Genomic DNA, 17,542 nt, shown 5'->3' with positions numbered 1-17,542 from the left:
TTATATACCTTATTACAATTATGGTGGGAAGTATATCAACAAGAAAAGCCGCAAGTAAATGGACTCTAAAGTTAAGCTACGCCTGAATTGGGTAAACCTATATAAAAAATTAGGTCATGCAGGAAGAGTATGTCAGCACTATAATATTTCACGCTTTACCTTACGCAAATGGTGTAAACGTTACAAGGAGTTTGGTGAAAAAGGATTAGAAAATCTTAGTAGCAGGCCTAAAACCTCACCTTTACAAAAAACCAATATATCTAGTGATCAACTTATTCTCCACTTAAGAAAAACTAGAAAATTAGGAGCAAGACGTATTCAAACTGAATTGAAACGTTTACATGATCTCTCTTTTTCATTGGCTACTATACACAAAGTTTTCAAAAAATATGATGTAAGTCTTTTACGTATTAAACGTCATTACCGCAAACAAATAAAGCGTTACAACTGTAAAGTACCAGGAGAGCGTATACAGATGGATGTATGCAAAATAGCTTCTGGACTTTATCAGTATACCGCTATAGATGATTGTACACGTTATAAAGTTGTTACATTGTACCCAAGACGTACTGCAGAAAACACTCTAGATTTTCTTGAACAACTAAGAGAAAAAATGCCATTTCATTGTCAAAGAATTCAAACCGATAGAGGACAGGAATTTTTTGCTTATGGGGTGCAAGAATATTTGAAAAAATGGAAAATCAAATTTCGTCCTATCAAGCCATTTTCCCCGCATTTAAACGGTAAAGTGGAAAGAGCTCAGCGTACAGATTTAGATGAATTTTACAGTAGTGTTAACATCAAGGATCCTGACCTACAAATTAAACTCAGAGATTGGGAAAACCATTATAATAGACAACGTCCTCATAGCTCTCTTCAAGGGAAAACTCCATGGGAAAAATATAAAGAGCTAGAAAGTACAATTCCTTGTTTAAGTGAAGTGCAAAAAAATTACATTCCGTCAAAGGAGCCTTTTGTCATGCAAAATTACAAGCATGATCAAAGATTAAAGTCAATTCAAAAACACAACGTTACTTAACTATTTAAAATTCAGACTTAATCTGACAAATCAGTTGTTATGACCTATATGAATCACACAAGTAAGCCCTATACCCCATGCCACTAGCGTATGTGCTTAAAACCTTTGCTTCAAGTTCCGGATGTAAGCTTGTTTGCCTTTTTTTCACTATTTGTGGTTCAAAACTTCCTTCTCTGTCTCTTGGTGTCAATAGTTCAAATGAACCTGCGCTTGTCTTCAAAGTCTTGCCATTCCTCCCGTTTCTACGATTGTTTTCTTCACTTCCAGCAGATAAATGATGTTCTATTTCACCCTCTAGACTAGCTTCAAGCAGCCTTTTTATAAATGGCGTTAATGCTCCCTCCTTTCCTGTCAACGGTCTTCCTTCTCGTATAGACGACAGGATATTTGTTTCCAACTCTTTATAATCTACCAATCCGTTAGTTCTGTTTACTATTTTCTGACTCATTTTGGCTTTGTTGCATGGCTCAAGTAAAAAAAACTGGAAGTTACTGACAGAAATCATTATAAAACAGGTATTTAACCACCAATATGCCAGTCAAAATGAAGGTCAGTAACTGCTACGAATATAACAAATTTCTTCAAAAAAGAGGAAATGTTTTTCATTTTGTTAATCAAGCCATAGAAAATTGGTATGAAAATAGTCCAAAAGTTGCAGGTGGCAATAACATTTATAGTGATAAAGTTGTAATTTTGATACATATAGTAGTCCATTTTTTTAGGATTGGCTTAAGACAAGCAGTTGGTTTCGTAAAAGGTTGTATAGAGCAAATGGGAAAAGACCTCAAAGTCATTAGCTATACTCAAGCTTCTAGAAGATTCAAAAAGCTTAACTTGAAAATTGATGATTGTAGAATTGATAAAAATGGTATGGAAAACATTGAAATAGCTATAGATAGCACCAGTATTTGTATCTATAACAACACCCATCAACGTAATAAAGAAAATGCAAAAGTAAGAAAATATAATGGATATGATCAAGTAAGAAAGTTACATATTATTTTAAGTATAAATAATAAAAAAGTTATAGATATGAAGTACACTAATGGTACTACACTTGATTATCATGCGATATGTTAAAGGGAACAGTAGATAAATATAATATTTCATCTGTTCGCGCAGATGCAGCTTATGATAAAGCTAGTATGTATAAAGTGTGTAAAGGACATAATATAAAACCAATCATTCGACCAATAAAAGGTGCGAAAATCTATGAGAAAATTGATTATCAATTAGAAAGAAATAGCAACATTAATGTGATTAAATTATGTGAAAACTATGAGAACGGTATAAAGAAATGGACACAAGAAACAAAATATGGACTAAGATCCTTTGTTGAATGTTTTTTCTATAGGTTGAAAAAAACGTTTGGGTTTAGTCTCAAGAATAAATCTGAAATAAATCGTGAAAAAGAATTACTAATTAAGTGCTATTTGCTTATTCAACCACTATGGATTAAAATCCAAAGATTGAGAGAGAGCATAGAATGCTAACTTTCGACTTGAAAGTCACCAAATTTATCTTCTTTTTTAGAGTGATTTTCAATATAATTTTTTATCATTTCGTCAGTTACATTTCCGCTAGTCCTGACAAAGTAGCCTACTGCCCACAACCCAATATCTCTTTTTTAGCTCTGGAAAGTTTTGCTGGATTTTTCTGGAACTTTTTCCTTTTATTAACTGCACTAACTTACTAATACTTAAGTATGGGGGTACAGAAACGTATACGTGTACATGACTTGACGCAACTCTACCTCTGATAATTTCTACTTGATTATTTGCACATACTTCTTGTACAACTTCTTTAGCTTTCTGTCCAATATCTCCAACTAGTACTGGATATCGATATTTTGTTATCCACACTATGTGATATATATACAGAGTGACTGCTTTTTCTATAATATTCCACATTCTTTCAGATTTTTCACCTTAAAATTATATTCTTAAAAGGATGGACTTCAAGTCCAGGGTTTTTCTCCCAAATTTGGGACAATAAATTTACTGATATAGGTATGGCTAAGTTCGAATTAGCTGCATGAATTTACTGTACCTACCTGCCTTATCAGGAGCTATGCAACAAAGCCACTCATTTTCAAACCTCCATTTTTTTATATCAATTTATTACTTTTTTTCGATTTGACACACTTTTTTGAACATTCCCTAGTGCATCAAATAAGGAACTCTCTGAAATACGTATCGAGCAAAAGTTTTCATGAATGATTTGAAAAAAATATACCGTGCTACAAGTAAAGAAATTGCAGAAAATTATTTGCTTGAGCTAGAGGAAAAATGGAGCGAAAAGTATCCATTAGTTGTGAAATCTTGGCAGAACAATTGGGAAAGTTTATCCGGTTACTTCAAGTATTCAGGTCCTGTTAGAAGGCTAATTTATACCACTAATCCCATCGAGGGGCTACACAGGCAAATTAGGAAATTTACCAAGAACAAGGGCGCATTCACCAGCATAAATGCCTTGTACAAGCTGGTATATTGTGCTATAAGAAAGGTGGAGGAAAAATGGACGATGCCTGTACATGATTGGGCATTATCTATATCTCAACTCTATATTTTTTTCCCTAGTAGATTAAAAATTGAGTTGAACTAAAAATTCGGTTTGACACACTTTTTTGAACATTCCCTTTTTCTATCAAATTTTTCGTCCTTGCAGATTTATAAAAGCTCGCATTGTCGAGAACAATAGTCTGTCCAGGTTTAAATACAGGAACAAGTACATTTTCTACATAAGCATCAAAAATCTCGCTGTTGCAGTAGCCATCAATTATCCATGGTGCTTTAACTTTTCCTTCATTCAGTGCTCCAATCATGCTTACCCTCTTTCTTTTAAACCCTGGGCAAATAACCTCTTGACTCTTTGAGACTACCCATATTCATAAAATTCATTGTCCTCTATTCCAGACTCATCTATGTATATCAAGTTTTCTTTCTTCTACTTTTTTTATGAACTCTTTGCGTTTCTCTTTCTCGATAAAGAAAAGTTTTTTTATATGTATAGTTTACTTTGCTAAGGTAGTTATATACTGTGCTTCTACACATATTACAAAATTCTTCAATTATCTTTTCAATTCTAATATCCATCCAGAAATTTGATAAATCTATCCATATCTTTAATCTTATGGCCATATCCTTTGTGATAGCCTGAAGATGGTTTCTGTTTCTTCTTTCCTTTTCCTCCACAAATATATTGTTTTTATGCTCACTTTGAATATTTGACTGATTTTTTTATCGTCATTGTTTTTTTATCGACTACTTTGAAAACACGTTCTTTCAGATCCTCACTATATGGACTTGGCATCTTCTTCTTTCTCATTACTTATTATACCATTATAACCAATTTTGCCATATAGCTAAACCTTTCTTGGGTTAGCTATAGATGATAAAATATTTGATTCTAGTTCTTTATAGTCTACTAATCCGGTAGTTCTATTTGCTTGACTCATTTCAAACCTTCATTTTTTATATCAATTTATTACTTTTCTTTTCGGCTTGACACACTTTTTTGAACGTTCCCCACTTTTTCTATCAACTTTTCAAATTCTTCTACAGTTAAGCCTGTTATATTACGAAAATTTCTTGGGTGTTTCTTTATATTGTAGTAACTAAAGCTCATTTTTTTACCTTACTCTATCTGCTTATTCCTCTTCTACCTCTCTCCCATCATTTTATCATTACCTTTTGCAGCAGGTCTATTGATGCATGAGTCTGGAATCTAGGAATTCTGATTATATATTAAGTTAGTAAGTATAAAAGTTATGTAAAAATACAACGTTTTTAGTGAGATTACGGAAAGCCAGCGTCACACGCTGGAATGACATCTTTCTTGGTGGACTCAAACCATAATGTTTGTACGGTTGTGGACTTATAACTAAAGCAATCTAGAAAATTAATGATATTTTATTCCCCGGAGAACGCTCTATTTTGTTTTCCAACTCTAGTTCTAAAAGAGCCATTAGAGCTATGTTGGCAGAAAGTCCGCTTGCTAATATAAGTTCATCTATATCAACAGGTACAGAGTTAATATGATCAACTATAACATATTTTGCCTGTTGCAATTTTTCTTGTTTTTGGTTAACAGCATAGTGCTCAACATTAAATAGGTTTTTTTGCTGCGGAGGTAAACTAAACCTAATACTCTCTATTATGTCATCAGCGGATTCGATAAGCTTAGCACCGTTTTTAATTAAATAATTACTACCACTACAGCGTGAATCTAGAGGGAAACCAGAAACTGCAAATACCTCTCTCCCTTGATTTAAAGCAAAATCTGCTGTTATTAGAGAGCCAGAACGTTTCGATGCTTCAATCACTACAACACCCAGCGATAGACCAGATATAATTCGATTCCTTTGAGGAAAATACTGAGGTTTTGGTTTAGTAGCAAATGGAAGCTCAGTCATTACTAATCCGCCATTTTCAGTAATTTTTTTGTATAGATCAAAATTTTCTCTTGGGTATACTACGTCAATTCCGCTTGCTGTAACAGCAATAGTGGGGTAATTTTTGTATATTACACTGTTTGCTGCAGTATCAATCCCTCTTGCAAGCCCAGAAATTATGATGAAACCAGCTTGGCTTAAATCGAGTGCCAACTTATTGGCAAAATTTCTTCCATTCATTGAAGAATTACGTCCACCGATTATTGCAATTATCTCACGACTTAATAATGATACATCACCAAGTGTAGTTATTACAGGAGGAAAACCAGAGATATTCCTTAAAATGTCAGGGTAATCTGGATCACATGCTGGTGTTATTTTAGCTCCAATTTTTTCTGCATTCTTAATTTCTTCTCGTGCATTTTGAATTCCATAATCCTTGTTAGTCAACTTATTAAGATATTTAAGCACTTCATATAGCGACCCACATGCTCTAAGTATACTAAAGAACTTTACTGGTCCCACAGTTCTAGCCAAGCTTAGCCATATTTCTAATTCTTCGTTATTTAATTTATTTATCTTCATAAAAGGCTTGAATTTCTTATCAATTTAGTGTACCCAAGATAATGTAAATATACAGTGTTTTATGACGCATTTTGTTACAGATAAATGCATAAAATGTAAATATACAGACTGTGTGGAAGTATGTCCAGTTGACTGCTTTTATGAAGGTAAAAATATGCTCGTGATTAACCCAGATGAGTGTATTGATTGTGGAGTGTGTATACCTGAATGTCCAGTAGATGCAATTGTAACTGATGATTCCATAAAAGATATTCTAGAGCTAGATGAAGGCTTACTGAATAATGAACAAAAAATCTTTAAATCATTTTACAATATAAACGTAGAATATTCGCAAAAATGGCCAAACATTACAGCTAAAAAGCAACCCCTAGATACAGCAGAAGAGTATAAAGAAAAAAAGGATAAGACAGCTTATTTTGATGAAAATTTAGGGTCATAGAGTACAAAAATAGACTTACATTTTTTTGATTAAATAGACATTGAATTGTAAGCGTCTATTTCATCTGCCATAGACGATAATTGTGCACTCTCAAAACGGAGATTGTTTGCAATATCTATTAATTTCTCACTAATTTGTGAACGAGGTTCAGGCACTGGAAAGAAAACGTCACATCTAGCCTTGCATAGAGGTTTGTCTGTTTCATTGAACGCCTCTTCACAGTTTTTGTGGCAAATATGAGATAGGTTACGTGCCTGAAACGTTAATGAATTCGAGTTTTGTGTAAGTATAACCATAATATACTCCTAAATTAAAAAACTAACGCCACGGTAGCATTTATGTGTTAATAAAATTGTAATATTTATATCAGCATAATTACTTTCCAGATAAGTTTACTTTATTGAAAATTTCAGGAAAATATTGTACAATTACTCATGAACTTTGGTAAAACTTACGGCAAACGCTAATGTATCTTTCAGTAAAAAAACCTTACAGCATTTTGCTAAGCTAGTTGAGTTTACTAAGCAGCCCACTCAAGAATTAGCAGAAAGACTATTTAATAGATCATGAAATGGAACTATCTGTAGTTGCTGATCAATATGACATTGAAGGTGTAGAAACAGTTGATTACAAAGATGTAAAGTGGAAATCAAGTGGATTACAAAATTAAATTTTTAAAGAATATTACTGAAAAAGATCTTCCAGTTTTACTTGCAATCTGGTGTCTGATCATAAAGGAACCAGTTTGCATGACACCATCTGCAAGTTTCAATATCTGTACAGCTGTGGAATTTTTCAAAGCGTTTTTTCTATTGAAGATAAAAGTATCTTTTATATATGATATATAGCAAAATATTAGGGTGCTTATGGTTCCAAATATAGCAATTTTAAGTGGTGGATTTTCTTGCGAAAGAGAAATATCGCTTATGAGCGGAAAAGCAGTAAAGAAGGCGCTTGATAGCCTTTCATATAATGCAATAGAAATAGATGTTGATAGCAACATTGCTCAAAAGCTTAAAAAAACTAATCCCGCTCTTGCTTTTATTGCCCTACATGGACCTTATGGTGAAGATGGCTGTATTCAAGGTTTACTGGAGATTTTAGGTATAAAATATACACACTCAGAAGTTATGGCTTCGGCTGTTGCTATGAATAAAGTGATGTCAAAGCATATATTCCATTCTCTTAATATCGACACTCCAAGAGGCTATGTAATTAGTCGAGAAGATGTGCTAAAAAATAATATTAAAGTTGATTATCCGTACGTCTTAAAACCGATTAACGAAGGCTCAAGCATTGGAGTACACATGATTTTCTCACATGAGGATTACTTAGAGCTGAAAAATAATAGTTCTACTATAATGGAAAAGATGATCATAGAAGAATACATACCGGGTATAGAGTTACATACTGCTGTATTACTGAATGAAGCAATTGGCACTATGGAAATACGACCGAAAAATAAATTCTATGATTATGAAGCAAAGTATACAGATGGATTTGCAGAACATATATTTCCTGCTGAAATTCCTAACAACATATATAGAATAACCTTGGAACACGCGTTAAAAGTTCATCAATTTTTAGGATGTAAAACTGTTTCCCGCTCAGACTTCCGTTATAATCCCCAAAATAACACTTTAAAAATGCTTGAGGTTAATACACATCCTGGCTTTACTGAATTGTCGTTAGTACCAGAAATTGCAAAATTGACAAGAGGAATTGATTTTAATGAATTAGTCAAAATTATTGTCGAAGACAGTTTACACCACAGGAATATTAGAGATCAAGCCGATGTTGAACAATGTTACTAGAAGCCAAAGAAGTTTTTTGCGCAAGTGCGCTCTTGTTATTATCACTGCACTTTTTCTCACATTAGTACTTTATAGTTCACTTGATAAAATAACAAATCGATTCAATTACTACTTTACTTGGTGTAACAATCGCTTATCGAGCTTATTACTTAGCAATGGATTTTTAATCGACAAAGTAACCGTTACTGGAAACAAATTTACAAATGAAAAGGACATTCTAAGTTTAGTAGATAGAACGCAACCTATCATGTATGTATCACTCTCAAAACTAACAGATAATATACAATCTGTAAGCAAATGGATAAAATATGTAAAAATTTATAGAATTTTACCTAATACCTTACACATTGATGTAGATGAACATACACCTTTCGCTCTTTGGAAAGATGATAACAGAACTTCAGTAATTGATTCTGAAGGTAAAGTGATCGTAAATGACTACCCGATAGATAACCTCGTTGTAATTAAAGGACAAAATTCGTTATCAAATCTAAAATTCATTAAAGATATACTAGAGAGAAAAACTCAATTAAGTGATCATATTTCTTCTTGTATTTATGTAGGAAATAGAAGATGGAATATCATACTCGATGACAGTTCCACAGTAAAATTGCCTGAAGATAATCCTTATAGCGCATGGGATTATTTAAGCCACTTGCAAAATACAACCGACTTTACTTTTAGCAATTGGAGCATAATTGATATGCGTGTTGCTGATAAGATCTTTGTGAAGAAGTGATCTGCTCGGTGCTCCTTTTCATTTCATGCAAGTAGCCCTTTCTCTGTCATCCGAGTAGCTTAAAACTGGAATCCAGATTGCAAGTAATTGATTAGGTTGGGTGAGTATGGGTTTTGCATTATAGAAGGAAGCATTAACCATTACTAAACAAAAAGCCTTGATCTGGAGTAGAATGTTTTAAAACAGAAACATCACAAAGATCTCCCTTAGACTGAGAATTTTCTTTAGCCTTTTTAAGTCGTTCAAATATTTCAGTGTCTGTACCTATATTCTTCCCAGCATAATCATATAAAAGATCTAATAACTTTTCACCAGCTTTAATAGCAATTTCAACAGTAGTATTTTCATCATTACCATCTGGAGAATAGTTTAAGCTTGGTTTGAAACCATGTTTATTTTTTGATTCCAGTAATTCTTCTATCTCTACGAGCAATTCATCTAGCTTACCTGTATTCTTTTCATTTGCCGCTTCTTTTACCTTATTAAACAACTCACCATCTTGAACTCTTTTTATAACACATTTTCTTTTATCTCCTTCACTTTTAACGGATTTGAGATCTATACAACCAACATTAATATTTGGGTCAGCAAGCAGAAGGTCAGCCACTTTGAAATGTCTAAACTTTAGTGCGAATAACAAAGAAGTACTACCTGCCTTATCCTTAGCATTAATATCAGCTCCATGATTCAGAAGAAGTGTAACTACATCATAGTGACCATTTTGTGCTGCTATATGTAAAGGAGAATAACCATTAGTCATAGCAACATCAATATCAGCTTCATTATCGAGAAGAAGTTTAACTACATTGTAGTGACCATTTTCTGCTGCCACATGTAAGGGCGTACAACCTTCCTTATCATCATTACCAACAATAGCTTCATGTTCCAGAAGAAGTTTAACTACATCATAGTGACCATTTTGTGCTGCCATATGTAAAGGAGACCGACCATTAGTCATAGCAACATCAATATCAGCTTCATTATCCAGAAGAAGTTTAACTATATTGTAGTGACCATTTTCTGCTGCCAAATGTAAAGGAGAATAACCATCAATCATAGCAACGTTAATCTCAGCTCCATTACTCAGCAGAGATTCAACTATTTCATAGCAGCCAATTTGTGCTGCCACATGTAAAGGAGTAAAATTCTTGTTCCTAGCATGAACATTAACTCCTTTCTCAATTAACCGTTTAGCCATTTTCAAATTACCATTTGCTAAAGCTGAAAATAATCCATTTGTATTTTTCTCTAATCTTTTTGATTCCTTTGCGTCATTTAAATCCTGTTTATACCTTTCATTCTGAGGCTTTTTGCTATTGTGTTTTCTATTAGTACTATCTTCTAAAGAAAGCTGTGGTTTTACCTCTTGAACTTGATGATATTTTTTAGCTTTCTTCTTTTTGTTTTTATTATGTCTACTTTCTTTACTCTGAGGTTTGCTAATATCATCTCCTTCATGTTCTGAGTTTTGTGAAGACCTAGAACTTATATCAATCCCTAACACTGAATTTGTATGCTTGTTCTTATCTAAGATCTGATCCTCTTCATGATACCCCTTAGCTCTCAATACATTCATAATCTCTTCAGCATATTCTTTTTTTCCTTCTTGCAAATTTCTTGCTATAAGTTCTGCTTGCTCTATGTTTCCTTTCTCTATTAACTCTAGTGCCCTATTTCTCCATTCTTCAAGACTCGATTTCTCTTGCTCAATATTTACATTACCTTCTTCCCTTGGCTCTATTATTTTTAATAAATTACTTTTATCATCCATAATATAGAGATTAACAGCAGCACGAGTAACTCCAACATACAGAGCGTTCATATAAAATTTATATTTCTCCAAAGACTTATCTTTCTTATCCTTATTTCTTGAAGTGTTAACTTCCTTTTCGTTATATGAATCACGAATTCTGTTAATAGTATTATCTATCTCCCCCTCACTTTTATTTGGACATGCTATATTCCATATTTCATTATAAGCTTTACATGATGTAAACTTGTAAAGAATCACATTTTCAAATTCCAAGCCTTTGGCTTCATGTATATTAAACACAAGTGGAGTATCAAACAATTTACGAGCATCTTCTTTGCTTTCATCATCCAGAACTAAAACAGCACAATTTACAGATTCATTTATTTTTTTTGCTATTTCTTCTTTTTTATCATCAATAATAAAGCCAACGTTCCCTTTGTTCTTAGTTTCACTCTTCATTAGAAAAGCGTTGTCTACTGTTATTTTATCTTCTGAAGCAAAACAATAATTCTTAAGATGTAGTATACGATTGGCTAATTCAATAACTTGCTGGCTATTTCGATAATTCTTTTCAAGAGTACAAACTGATAATTCTTTATCTGTAGTATTTTTATGGAGAAAAGACTTTAATTTGGATAAAGAGAAAAAACTAGGATGTATTACTTGATTAACATCGCCACATAATAAGAATTTGTCCTTACTTTCATCTTTCAAACTTCTCAATATTAAGCCTAACGTGCTTTCGGTTAAATCTTGAACTTCATCTACAACAATCGAATCATACATTCCTTCTGCAATACACTTATATGCAACAAGATTAGGATCATAATACTCTGAATCTTTTTCTATAGACTCCCTGTACTCTTTAAAAAAATCATAAACACTATTCCTTTCATCTACAGAAAACATAGATTGTCTGTCTCCTAATTCAGCATATCTATCTTTTCCATCTTCTTCCAATAAGCCTCCTCCACCTATCACAGCTGTAAATTCTTCGAATATTTTATCTCCGTCTTTTTTATACTTTTTAAATTTACTTTTCTTGCACATTTCATTGAACCATGAAAAAAACTTACTTCTATTGATTGGCTTCTTTCTTTTTATATCTTCTGCTTGCTTTTCAAGAAACTCATGAAGAGATAAGAAATCAATTTCTTCTGGAGCAGCAATCTTGAACTCATCATCGTAGTATTCGTATTCAAGTAACTTTTTCGATTCTTTTACAAGATTTTCGGATTTGGTAATATATAGAATTTTTCCTCCCTCAAACTTCTCTTTTATCCTTTTTAGGCTCTCTAAAGCCACTGATGTCTTTCCACTTCCAGCAGCTCCATTGATAACTAAAGGTAATTTAACCCTTTCAACTATATCTTCTTGCTTTGCACTAAAAGTAATAAATTTACCGAGATAACTAACTTGTGGAGCATCTTCAATCTCCAATGTACTTACATTATCAGAAATTTCTTCATTGTTTTTATCTACTATTTCTATGTTTTTTACTTTTTCTCTATTTGTTAAAAATTTAGACTTATGATAATCATGATTCAGAATTACTTCTAAAATAACAAAAGCATCTTTGTTATCAATCTTTATACCTGTAAAGAGTAATCTGTCACTATCACTTAATTTAGCTCGAAAATATTCAATATTCCCATCACCTTTTATTAACTTTATATTCCCTTGGCTTGTACTGTTATTTTCCTCTAAATCTTTAATTATTTCATTAAACTTTCCCCTTAAAGGAGTTTTAGTGTGCCGTAGAGACACAAAGACTGTTCAGAAAAGAACAAGCTGAGTGCAAAAGCTACGCAACAGATGAGGGTGGGCCCCTTGAAGCCAGTTTACAAGAGCAGGCTTCAAACAACCATAAGCTGCTTTGGTAAAGAGCCAAGGTAGTGAGCGTTATGGAAAAGGCACAATTATGTGTCATGTGTGAAATAGAGAGATGAACGAAAGTGAACCACTGAACACGTGTCGAAACTTAATGCGATGATGTCAAAACCAGGTGCGTAGAATTCACTTGGGATAAACCTATCGGGAGCTTGTTTACTGGGTAGGTGGCGTCCGGCATAGAGGTGGCATGAATCTATTTCAGGCTATTGTGTGGAACTGCGGGAACCTGTCGTTTCGATGATAAGGGAGAAATCCAAAGAGCTGATCTCTGAGGGTGAGAGTACCGATGCGAAAAACAGGGACGGATCAGCTCGTAGTAGTGAAGAAGTTTCTGTAATGGAAATGGAGCGAAGGGGCTGAGTTATTTAGTTTTAATTATTTATCAACCGAAAGGGAGGAGTTAATGAATAAAACAAAGTCTTTTGATATACCAAAGCAACTTATTTGGAAAGCTTATAAACAAGTATCGAAAAATAAAGGAGCGGCAGGTGTAGATGGGGTCTCGATAACAAAGTTTGAGGAAAATCTAAAAGATAATCTATACAAATTATGGAATCAGATGTCATCCGGAAGTTATTTTCCAGAGCCAGTAAAAGCTGTTGTAATACCAAAAGCTACAGGAGGAGAGAGAATATTAGGCATCCCTTCAGTAACAGATAGGATAGCACAAACAGCTGCCACAATGTATCTTGAGCCGTTGGTAGACCAGAAGTTTCATGAAGATTCGTATGGCTATAGACCAAACAAATCTGCACTGGACGCGGTAAGTACGACTTGCAAGAGATGCTGGAAGAATGATTGGACGGTAGATCTGGATATATCTGGATTTTTCGACAATTTGGATCACGAGTTAGCATTGGAAGCAATCAAGAAGCATACAGACTGCAAATGGGTCATACTGTACGTTGAACGGTGGATGAAAGTCCCTATTCAGCAAGCAGATGGTAGTAAGGTAGTTAGGGATAAAGGAGTTCCGCAAGGAGGTTCGATAAGCCCTATAATTTCGAACATATTTATGCATCATGTATTTGATATGTGGATGAGACAAAACTATCCAACCATGCCATTTGAGAGGTATGTAGACGACGCGATAGTACACTGCAAAACTCAGAAGCAGGCGGAATTTATCAAGGTAATGATCGGAAAAAGATTGGCTGAGTATAAGCTAAAACTACATCCTGAGAAGACACAAATAGTGTACTGTAAGGACCACTACAGGAAGGGCGAATTTCCCAAACAAAGCTTTGATTTTCTAGGCTACACTTTTAGACCTAGGTTAGCAAAGAACAAAGTTAAGGGTTATAGAGTCTTATTTATGCCTGCAATTAGCAACAAAGCCAAGAAAAAGATCCACCAAGCTATAAAATCATGGAAAATACACAGGCAAACATCTACAACCATGGAGGAGATATCAAAGAAAGTAAATCCCATAGTCAGAGGCTGGTTTCAGTATTATGGCAGGTTTTATAAATCAGAGATGCATCCAACTCTCAGAAATATAGAGAGATACCTAATAAAGTGGGCTAGGAAAAAATATAAGAAACTTCGAGCTCATGGAAGACTAGCGAGCCAATTTCTAGGAAAGGTGAGAAAAAGGTCTCCAAATATTTTCTACCACTGGGAACTAGGACAAGGATCAAAAGGCTAAATAATGGGAGCTGTGTGAGCTGAGAGGTTCATGCACAGTTCTGCGAGAGACTGGTGGGGAAGTTCCGCCGGTCTACTCTCCGGAGGAGAAATAGATCCTAATAATTTAGCAGAATTTAGAAATCGAAATGTGAAGAGCGATAAATCTACTATAGCAAAAGCATTAACAGGAGATTCTAGAGAAGAACACTTATTTGTACTTAAACAAGAATTTGAATTATACAACATTTATCAAGGAAAAATAGCAGAGTGTGATAGAGATATCGAAGGTCATTACAAAACATTCGAAACAAAATCTAGTAAAAATAAACAATATAGTGAAATGAAGAGTAAGTCGAAAAATAAACCAAATTTTGCTGCACATGCAGAATTATATAGAATAACAGGCATAGATTTTACTAAAATTCCTGGGCTTGATGTATCCACTGTACAAACTATTCTCTCAGAAGTTGGTTTTAATGCTAAAAAATGGTCATCAGAGAAGCAATTTACTTCTTGGTTAGGGTTATGTCCATCTAACAGAATCACAGGAGAAAAAGTGTTTAGGACAAGAACTCGTGCAGTTGTTAGCCGTGCCGCAAATGCCTTTCGAATTGCAGCTTAGTGTGTATTGAGAAGCAAAAGTGCAATAGGTGCATATAGCAGAAGGTTAAAAAAAAAGGCTAGGAACCCCAGTTATGGAAGGAGTTGAAGAGCTATCTTGTACCAGCTTGTTAATACACTTGACAATGACTGCAGTTTATGCTATAATAAGAATTCTCTGTTCATTAATAGAGGGATTGTAAAAAATGATGGAAATAGAACTTAATAAATATGTTAATAGTAATACCTTAGACTTAAATAATCTACATATACACATGGAGAAGTTAATAAACTTTTTACAAGAGAATTCAAACATTACAAGCCTCATCTTACACAACTGTTATATTGATGCTGAGGGCGCAGGAGTTTTAAATGAAACATTAAATAATGTTATCGCTCCGAATCTTACTGAGTGTAAAGTAACTTCTAGCATTATAGGTGATCAAGGTTCAATAGCAATCACTAAATTATTAGAGAATGGTAACTTTCCAAATCTTGTTAAGCTTGATTTAATTTCTAATGATATAAGCCCTGATGGTGGAATGGAATTTATAAATGCGCTAAAGAATGGTAGTTTTTCAAATATTACTGAGTTTAATTTACTTTCTGACAGTATCTGCGATAAAGCTATAGTAGCTTTACAGGAATCATTGAACAACAATAAGCTTCCAAATCTTGTTCAGTTTAATTTCCCCTTTAATCCTAAAAGTAATGAAAGCATAGAAACGTCAAGCGAACATCTATTCACTGACAGCTGTAATAGTTTAGACTTAATCTGACAGGCAAACAAAGTAAGATAAAAATATAAACAAGTTTTAAAGGAGTGTCAGATATGAGTACAACACAAGAAAAAATACTAAAACCAAAGTTGGGATTGCTAGAACTTGCAAAGCAATTAGGAAATGTATCACAGGCGTGTAAAGTAATGGGATATTCAAGGGATACATTTTATAGATTCAAAGAACTATATGAAAATGGAGGAGAAGAAGCGCTGCATGAGATAAGCAAGAAAAAAACACTTATGGCAAACAGAGTCTCTGAAGACATGGAAAACGCTAATTCTGGAGGCTTTGTTGCATAGCACTGATAGGGATGTAAGTCACAGTGAATTTAGGTGTATTAGACACAACTTAATCTGACAGATAAGAATTAACTGACAGAAGAATTGAGGTAGTTAAAACTAATATCAGTCTCTTGTTTCATGCTACTAATATGTGTGATTCATATAGGTCATAACAACTGATTTGTCAGATTAAGTCTGAATTTTAAATAGTTAAGTAACGTTGTGTTTTTGAATTGACTTTAATCTTTGATCATGCTTGTAATTTTGCATGACAAAAGGCTCCTTTGACGGAATGTAATTTTTTTGCACTTCACTTAAACAAGGAATTGTACTTTCTAGCTCTTTATATTTTTCCCATGGAGTTTTCCCTTGAAGAGAGCTATGAGGACGTTGTCTATTATAATGGTTTTCCCAATCTCTGAGTTTAATTTGTAGGTCAGGATCCTTGATGTTAACACTACTGTAAAATTCATCTAAATCTGTACGCTGAGCTCTTTCCACTTTACCGTTTAAATGCGGGGAAAATGGCTTGATAGGACGAAATTTGATTTTCCATTTTTTCAAATATTCTTGCACCCCATAAGCAAAAAATTCCTGTCCTCTATCGGTTTGAATTCTTTGACAATGAAATGGCATTTTTTCTCTTAGTTGTTCAAGAAAATCTAGAGTGTTTTCTGCAGTACGTCTTGGGTACAATGTAACAACTTTATAACGTGTACAATCATCTATAGCGGTATACTGATAAAGTCCAGAAGCTATTTTGCATACATCCATCTGTATACGCTCTCCTGGTACTTTACAGTTGTAACGCTTTATTTGTTTGCGGTAATGACGTTTAATACGTAAAAGACTTACATCATATTTTTTGAAAACTTTGTGTATAGTAGCCAATGAAAAAGAGAGATCATGTAAACGTTTCAATTCAGTTTGAATACGTCTTGCTCCTAATTTTCTAGTTTTTCTTAAGTGGAGAATAAGTTGATCACTAGATATATTGGTTTTTTGTAAAGGTGAGGTTTTAGGCCTGCTACTAAGATTTTCTAATCCTTTTTCACCAAACTCCTTGTAACGTTTACACCATTTGCGTAAGGTAAAGCGTGAAATATTATAGTGCTGACATACTCTTCCTGCATGACCTAATTTTTTATATAGGTTTACCCAATTCAGGCGTAGCTTAACTTTAGAGTCCATTTACTTGCGGCTTTTCTTGTTGATATACTTCCCACCATAATTGTAATAAGGTATATAAACTATCACAAGTACAAATTTCTATTTGATCTTACATTTTTATTGTAATAACCTATATGAATCACACACCTTAATTGATGAATAAATCGGTTGTGCGAGTAGGAGATTATTGTGCAGAAGCAACACTACATTTTTGCGTTAGTGGCAGTAACAATGTTTTTGTAAATGGTAAGCCAGTTTGCCGAAAAGGAGATAATTTTACAGAAGGTAGAGTATTAACTGAAGGATCAAAAACAGTGTTTGCAAATGGGTTTGGAGTGGGAAGAGTTGGTGATATGGTTTCTTGTGGTTCCAAGGTGATCAGTGGTAGCAGTAACATTTTTTCAGGATAAAATATGCTATACTTA

15 protein-coding genes and 5 pseudogenes are annotated in these 17,542 nt (G+C 33.8%); 13 read left to right on the top strand and 7 right to left on the bottom strand.

Annotated elements, in window-relative coordinates:
• Positions 1-58 precede the first annotated feature (58 nt).
• A complete protein-coding gene (locus ABWU65_RS02330; RefSeq protein WP_019078870.1) occupies positions 59-1,039 on the top strand; it encodes an IS481 family transposase in 981 nt (326 codons plus the stop codon).
• Between the two features lie 67 nt (positions 1,040-1,106).
• On the opposite strand, the pseudogene ABWU65_RS02325 reads toward ABWU65_RS02330, so the two are convergent.
• Positions 1,107-1,487, bottom strand: a pseudogene (locus ABWU65_RS02325) (transposase); the annotation flags it as partial.
• Positions 1,488-1,570: 83 nt separating this feature from the next.
• Between ABWU65_RS02325 and ABWU65_RS02320 the strand changes: the two are divergent.
• Together ABWU65_RS02320 and ABWU65_RS02315 are read left to right on the top strand one after the other, a co-directional pair.
• A complete protein-coding gene (locus ABWU65_RS02320) occupies positions 1,571-2,119 on the top strand; it encodes a transposase (RefSeq protein WP_264684984.1) in 549 nt (182 codons plus the stop codon).
• The gene (locus ABWU65_RS02315) at positions 2,113-2,532 is read left to right on the top strand and encodes a transposase (RefSeq protein ID WP_264684983.1); all 420 of its coding nucleotides are present in this window, start codon (positions 2,113-2,115) and stop codon (positions 2,530-2,532) included. The genes ABWU65_RS02320 and ABWU65_RS02315 overlap by 7 nt, the downstream gene beginning before the upstream one ends.
• Here ABWU65_RS02315 and tnpA read toward each other — a convergent pair.
• Positions 2,529-2,947: pseudogene (gene tnpA, locus ABWU65_RS02310) on the bottom strand (IS200/IS605 family transposase). The gene ABWU65_RS02315 and the pseudogene tnpA sit on opposite strands and share 4 nt — an antisense overlap.
• 251 nt (positions 2,948-3,198) lie before the next feature.
• On the opposite strand from tnpA, the pseudogene ABWU65_RS02305 reads away from it, so the two are divergent.
• Positions 3,199-3,643: pseudogene (locus ABWU65_RS02305) on the top strand (transposase); the annotation flags it as partial.
• Here the strand turns inward: ABWU65_RS02305 and ABWU65_RS02300 are convergent.
• The 3 genes from ABWU65_RS02300 to dprA form a co-directional block, all read right to left on the bottom strand.
• The gene (locus ABWU65_RS02300) at positions 3,615-3,896 is read right to left on the bottom strand and encodes a transposase (protein WP_264685029.1); all 282 of its coding nucleotides are present in this window, start codon (positions 3,894-3,896) and stop codon (positions 3,615-3,617) included. The pseudogene ABWU65_RS02305 and the gene ABWU65_RS02300 sit on opposite strands and share 29 nt — an antisense overlap.
• A gap of 629 nt (positions 3,897-4,525) precedes the next feature.
• Positions 4,526-4,666, bottom strand: a complete 141-nt coding sequence (locus ABWU65_RS02295; RefSeq protein WP_019078789.1) for a hypothetical protein — start codon at positions 4,664-4,666, stop codon at positions 4,526-4,528.
• A 265-nt stretch (positions 4,667-4,931) separates the two neighbouring features.
• Complete coding sequence (gene dprA, locus ABWU65_RS02290) at positions 4,932-6,017, bottom strand: DNA-processing protein DprA (protein WP_007302781.1); 1,086 nt, start codon at positions 6,015-6,017, stop codon at positions 4,932-4,934.
• A gap of 61 nt (positions 6,018-6,078) precedes the next feature.
• Between dprA and ABWU65_RS02285 the strand changes: the two genes are divergently transcribed.
• The 3 genes from ABWU65_RS02285 (at position 6,079) to ABWU65_RS02275 (ending at position 9,009) form a co-directional block, all read left to right on the top strand.
• Positions 6,079-6,456, top strand: coding sequence for a ferredoxin family protein (locus ABWU65_RS02285; RefSeq protein WP_254229739.1), 378 nt, complete (start codon positions 6,079-6,081; stop codon positions 6,454-6,456).
• A gap of 860 nt (positions 6,457-7,316) precedes the next feature.
• Complete coding sequence (locus tag ABWU65_RS02280; RefSeq protein WP_012481821.1) at positions 7,317-8,270, top strand: D-alanine--D-alanine ligase; 954 nt, start codon at positions 7,317-7,319, stop codon at positions 8,268-8,270.
• The gene (locus ABWU65_RS02275; RefSeq protein WP_007302888.1) at positions 8,251-9,009 is read left to right on the top strand and encodes a cell division protein FtsQ/DivIB; all 759 of its coding nucleotides are present in this window, start codon (positions 8,251-8,253) and stop codon (positions 9,007-9,009) included. The genes ABWU65_RS02280 and ABWU65_RS02275 overlap by 20 nt, the downstream gene beginning before the upstream one ends.
• 133 nt (positions 9,010-9,142) lie before the next feature.
• Here ABWU65_RS02275 and ABWU65_RS02270 read toward each other — a convergent pair whose 3' ends face one another.
• Positions 9,143-12,529, bottom strand: a complete 3,387-nt coding sequence (locus tag ABWU65_RS02270; RefSeq protein ID WP_353280223.1) for an ankyrin repeat domain-containing protein — start codon at positions 12,527-12,529, stop codon at positions 9,143-9,145.
• Between the two features lie 363 nt (positions 12,530-12,892).
• On the opposite strand from ABWU65_RS02270, the gene ABWU65_RS02265 reads away from it, so the two are divergent.
• The 5 genes and pseudogenes from ABWU65_RS02265 to ABWU65_RS02245 all read left to right on the top strand — a co-directional run.
• Positions 12,893-13,015, top strand: a complete 123-nt coding sequence (locus ABWU65_RS02265) for a hypothetical protein (RefSeq protein ID WP_262986403.1) — start codon at positions 12,893-12,895, stop codon at positions 13,013-13,015.
• A gap of 43 nt (positions 13,016-13,058) precedes the next feature.
• Positions 13,059-14,303 carry a group II intron reverse transcriptase/maturase gene (ltrA, locus tag ABWU65_RS02260; RefSeq protein WP_353280030.1) on the top strand — a complete coding sequence of 415 codons (1,245 nt, stop codon included), beginning with the start codon at positions 13,059-13,061 and terminating at the stop codon, positions 14,301-14,303.
• An 84-nt stretch (positions 14,304-14,387) separates the two neighbouring features.
• Positions 14,388-14,975, top strand: a pseudogene (locus ABWU65_RS02255) (transposase); the annotation flags it as partial.
• A 118-nt stretch (positions 14,976-15,093) separates the two neighbouring features.
• Positions 15,094-15,663: a hypothetical protein gene (locus tag ABWU65_RS02250; RefSeq protein WP_353280221.1), complete on the top strand. Its 570-nt coding sequence runs from the start codon at positions 15,094-15,096 to the stop codon at positions 15,661-15,663.
• A gap of 53 nt (positions 15,664-15,716) precedes the next feature.
• A pseudogene (locus ABWU65_RS02245) lies at positions 15,717-15,941 on the top strand (helix-turn-helix domain-containing protein); the annotation flags it as partial.
• A gap of 216 nt (positions 15,942-16,157) precedes the next feature.
• Here the strand turns inward: ABWU65_RS02245 and ABWU65_RS02240 are convergent.
• Positions 16,158-17,138: an IS481 family transposase gene (locus ABWU65_RS02240; RefSeq protein ID WP_019078870.1), complete on the bottom strand. Its 981-nt coding sequence runs from the start codon at positions 17,136-17,138 to the stop codon at positions 16,158-16,160.
• 134 nt (positions 17,139-17,272) lie between these two features.
• Between ABWU65_RS02240 and ABWU65_RS02235 the strand changes: the two genes are divergently transcribed.
• The gene (locus tag ABWU65_RS02235) at positions 17,273-17,527 is read left to right on the top strand and encodes a PAAR domain-containing protein (protein ID WP_264376894.1); all 255 of its coding nucleotides are present in this window, start codon (positions 17,273-17,275) and stop codon (positions 17,525-17,527) included.
• Positions 17,528-17,542 lie beyond the last annotated feature (15 nt).

It is taken from the genome of Wolbachia endosymbiont (group B) of Silvanus unidentatus (assembly GCF_964028615.1).
Taxonomy (GTDB): domain Bacteria; phylum Pseudomonadota; class Alphaproteobacteria; order Rickettsiales; family Anaplasmataceae; genus Wolbachia.
This window is presented reverse-complemented; position numbering and strand designations above follow the sequence as displayed.

Coding starts and splice junctions, on each gene's coding strand:
- ltrA (WP_353280030.1), top strand. CDS start 13,059: ATGAATAAAACAAAGTCTTTTGATATACCAAAGCAACTTATTTGGAAA.
- ABWU65_RS02275 (WP_007302888.1), top strand. CDS start 8,251: ATGTTGAACAATGTTACTAGAAGCCAAAGAAGTTTTTTGCGCAAGTGC.
- ABWU65_RS02235 (WP_264376894.1), top strand. CDS start 17,273: ATGAATAAATCGGTTGTGCGAGTAGGAGATTATTGTGCAGAAGCAACA.
- ABWU65_RS02295 (WP_019078789.1), bottom strand. CDS start 4,666: ATGAGCTTTAGTTACTACAATATAAAGAAACACCCAAGAAATTTTCGT.
- ABWU65_RS02330 (WP_019078870.1), top strand. CDS start 59: ATGGACTCTAAAGTTAAGCTACGCCTGAATTGGGTAAACCTATATAAA.
- ABWU65_RS02265 (WP_262986403.1), top strand. CDS start 12,893: ATGATAAGGGAGAAATCCAAAGAGCTGATCTCTGAGGGTGAGAGTACC.
- ABWU65_RS02240 (WP_019078870.1), bottom strand. CDS start 17,138: ATGGACTCTAAAGTTAAGCTACGCCTGAATTGGGTAAACCTATATAAA.
- ABWU65_RS02320 (WP_264684984.1), top strand. CDS start 1,571: ATGCCAGTCAAAATGAAGGTCAGTAACTGCTACGAATATAACAAATTT.
- ABWU65_RS02285 (WP_254229739.1), top strand. CDS start 6,079: ATGACGCATTTTGTTACAGATAAATGCATAAAATGTAAATATACAGAC.
- ABWU65_RS02315 (WP_264684983.1), top strand. CDS start 2,113: ATGTTAAAGGGAACAGTAGATAAATATAATATTTCATCTGTTCGCGCA.
- dprA (WP_007302781.1), bottom strand. CDS start 6,017: ATGAAGATAAATAAATTAAATAACGAAGAATTAGAAATATGGCTAAGC.
- ABWU65_RS02250 (WP_353280221.1), top strand. CDS start 15,094: ATGGAAATAGAACTTAATAAATATGTTAATAGTAATACCTTAGACTTA.